This window comes from Bacillus sp. AFS001701 (assembly GCF_002559405.1).
Taxonomy (GTDB): domain Bacteria; phylum Bacillota; class Bacilli; order Bacillales; family Bacillaceae_G; genus Gottfriedia.
In genome coordinates, this window is the sequence record NZ_NTZO01000340.1 from 1 (window position 1) to 3,606 (window position 3,606).

4 protein-coding genes are annotated in these 3,606 nt (G+C 32.0%); 2 read left to right on the forward strand and 2 right to left on the reverse strand.

Annotation, left to right across the window (positions count from 1 at the left end; translation table 11 throughout):
• The first annotated feature begins 255 nt into the window (after positions 1-255).
• Both CN514_RS19470 and CN514_RS19475 read left to right on the forward strand, forming a co-directional pair.
• Positions 256-549, forward strand: coding sequence for a DUF3055 domain-containing protein (locus CN514_RS19470; RefSeq protein ID WP_097975693.1), 294 nt, complete (start codon positions 256-258; stop codon positions 547-549).
• A gap of 167 nt (positions 550-716) precedes the next feature.
• Entirely contained in the window at positions 717-839 is a 123-nt protein-coding gene (locus tag CN514_RS19475; protein WP_098234026.1) for a GapA-binding peptide SR1P, read from the forward strand.
• A 166-nt stretch (positions 840-1,005) separates the two neighbouring features.
• On the opposite strand, the gene CN514_RS19480 is transcribed toward CN514_RS19475, so the two are convergent.
• Both CN514_RS19480 and CN514_RS19485 read right to left on the reverse strand, forming a co-directional pair.
• Positions 1,006-1,830 carry a protein-glutamine gamma-glutamyltransferase gene (locus CN514_RS19480; protein WP_286141762.1) on the reverse strand — a complete coding sequence of 275 codons (825 nt, stop codon included), beginning with the start codon at positions 1,828-1,830 and terminating at the stop codon, positions 1,006-1,008.
• 154 nt (positions 1,831-1,984) lie between these two features.
• Positions 1,985-3,436 carry an aminotransferase class I/II-fold pyridoxal phosphate-dependent enzyme gene (locus CN514_RS19485; RefSeq protein ID WP_098234028.1) on the reverse strand — a complete coding sequence of 484 codons (1,452 nt, stop codon included), beginning with the start codon at positions 3,434-3,436 and terminating at the stop codon, positions 1,985-1,987.
• Positions 3,437-3,606: the final 170 nt, after the last annotated feature.

Here is a 3,606-nt window from a genome sequence, read left to right on the forward strand (position 1 = left end):
GTATGTAATCATTTATTAAATTATTTATTAAATCTAAATTTGCTTCTTGGTATTTTGATTTATCCACTAATTGAATGGTAGCTTGTTGAACCATTTATAAATTTTCCCCCTAAGATGTTTTAATGAAAAACATCACTATTAATCTGTTTTTATCATAACATTATTTCAAATTTTTAGACAAGTATTCGGAATGAATTTAATTTTTTCTTCATATGTATTAACTTACAATACTTAAACGGAGGAGTGAGTGAAACAATGTTTGAGAAATTATATGATGATCACGAAAATGTAAGAGTCCGATTTGTTGGCTTCGTTACAAACGATACAAGATACGATATTGGTATTGTATATACGAATATGTTCTTTGGAAAGCCACTCGTCATCTGCATGCAATCTAGACAATGCATTGTATTAGATCGACAGGATGTTTCATTTCCAAATCAGTTGAAATTTTTATGTAAACTAAAAAGTGAGGAAGAGGCAATGGAACTCGCAGAATATTTAGCTGACTGGCTACCGTCACCAAGTATAGAAGAGAGTTATGAATAAAAAATAAATGTGTTATACTAATTAAATCGCATTCACCTTATAAAACCCCTTGAATAATCTAGTATTAGAAATTTTAAGTTATACTTATTTGCCACTTGCGTAAATAAGTATAACACATTATAATGAAGTTAGTTAATTGATACAACATTATGAAAGGGGTTACAAAGATGGGGACGTTCGTATGTAAATGTTGTGAAAAAACAGTAGGTCATTTCGAGGATGAAAAAGTAACAACTCTTTACGTTAAAAACTGTGAAGATTGTGAACCAACTGATAATGAAGTTTGCTAATTATAATTAATTAAATCATAAAGTCTAATAGAGTAACTATAAATGAGAAATTCCACAAGGGGATCGTTTTTCCTTGTGGTTTTTTATGTTTTTCTATAAGGGTAAGAAAGTTTTTAATTAACGCACAAAAAAGGGAGACTCGATTAAGAATCACCCACTTTTCTTTTTATGCAATTTGAGTTTGATCTCCAATTCTTGCAGTTATAACGTCGGATGAAGCTTCGCTCGTTGTTACTGGTATTAATTTTGAATTATCTTTTAAATATTGTGCCATTTCGTTCGAGTCAATTCTAGTATTTAAATTTGTTAAAAAGGCAGAAACCATCGCAAAAGGATATCTATGCATATTTAAATGGAAAATAATTTCTTGTAATGAACGTATTCCGATACCATGACCAAAATAATAATTACTTCCCATAGTAACAGTGTTTTCTCCTTGCCATTCTGGAGTCATTGGGTCAACTTCAGGATTTTTTATATAAACAACATCACCAGGGGCTGGACGATCAACTTCAGCCGTTAAAATAGCTAATTTAGGGTCGTAATTCCAAGTGTATAAGTATATGCCATTATCGAATAGTTGATCAAAAATTTCATAGCCGAAAATGTCTAGAAGGGCTTTATAAAATATCATAATAATTGCAGTTGCACATTCTGTTGCGTAAAATTGTCCGTTGCGAAAAATATCATAAATTCCCATGGAAGTTCTTATGCCTGGCCTAAGTCTAAATCCACCCATAGGTGTACGAATCCAAAACATAGGATTACAATATGCTCGTCTAAAAGTCCTAAATTGCATGCCACTTGTAAATAAATCTTTAGAAGCCTGAAGTACATAAGTTCTAATCGTCAAATCAAAGGATAATTCACGGTCCGATTTATAAATATGAGACTTTTTGCTGTTTGTTAAACTAGACAATATTTCTTGATAAAGTTTATTATTCGAATCTTCGCTATTTTTTAATGAAGCATGAACAATTTTATTATTCACGACTATCAATGAGTCCACATCCTAACATAAAAACAATTTTTTCGTGCGAAATCAATATAATTACCTTACCTATCATATGCCTATATAATTTAGATGTGATTTAGAATGCAAAAAAACTAGGATTCATTTCCTAGTTTTTTCATGAAAGCTTTAGTTATTTTAATACTTTTAACGTTAATAATTCTTCGTCTTCTGGGCCTTGAACAGGTAATCCTGCATCAATATTCTTTTTAATATAAACTAGATTTTCTAGTGTAATTTCTTCACCAGGCAAAAAGATTGGAATTCCAGGTGGATAAACCATTACAAATTCAGCAATAATTCTACCGACAGAATCCTCAAGTGGAACAGATTCTGTTTCGGAATAAAATGCATCCCTAGGGGAGACTGCTAAATTTGGAATCGTTGGGATCTCAACGTTTAAATTTGTATTGCGCTCTGAGATATCAAATTCAGTTACTAATACTTCAAGTGCATGAATTAATTGCTGAATGTCTTCTTCACTATCACCTGGTGTTAAAATGCAAAGAACATTATATAAATCAGACATTTCAACTTCAATATTAAATCGCTCTCTTAACCAAACTTCAACATCATGGCCCGTTATACCGAGTTTTTTTACGCTGATTAATATTTTAGTAGGATCAAAGTTGAATGTAGCTTCTTTACCAACTAAATCATAACCAGGGCAATATAAACCATTGATTGAATTAATTTTATTTCGTGCATTATTTGCTAGTCTAATAGTATTCGTAAGTAATTCCTCACCAACAGTTGCTAATCTCTTTCTTGCAACATCTAGTGAAGCAAGCAATAAATAAGATGTTGAAGTAGTTGTTAGCATACTTAGTACAGATTGTACTCTGTGGACATTCACAATGCCTTCTCTTACATTTAAAATGGAACTTTGAGTCATAGAGCCACCAAGCTTATGTACGCTCGTAGCAGCCATGTCAGCCCCTGCTTGCATCGCAGAGATCGGTAATTCGTTATGGAAATGAATATGTACACCGTGCGCTTCATCAACTAATACGGCTAAGCCATATGAATGTGCTAATTCAACAATGCTTTTTAAATCTGCTACAAATCCAAAGTATGTAGGATTAATGACTAATACTGCTTTTGCATCAGGATTATTTAAAATGGCCTCTTTCACTGCGTTTGTCGTAATACCGTGTGAAATACCTAATTCACTATCAATTTCAGGATGAACAAAAATTGGTGTAGCGCCTGAGAAAATGATTGCAGATAAAACAGATTTATGAACATTTCTTGGTACGATAATTTTATCGCCAGGTCCACAAACACTCATTACCATTGTCATGATCGCTCCACTTGTGCCTTGAACTGAAAAGAATGTGTGGTCAGCACCAAAAGCTTTAGCTGCAAGATCTTGTGCTTGTTTTATTTTACCTTTTGGATGATGTAGATCATCTAAAGGAGCAATGTTGATTAAATCGATCGATAATGCATTATCACCAATAAACTCTCTAAATGTTGGATCCATTCCATTTCCTTTTTTATGTCCTGGAATATGGAATTGAATAGGGTTCTTCTTTGCATGTTCTAATAAAGAAGAAAATAACGGCGTTTCAATTTGTTTCATTTAACATACACCCCATTTAATGAATAATAGTGTTTTTCGGAAGTGATATGTTTGTAAACAATTCAACTGTTTACTCTCATTAAGTTATAAACTGTCTTACCTTCATTTGAAAAACAAAAAGATTATATCATTCTATGAATTTTCTGTATAGAAAAATATTATAAAGTTAT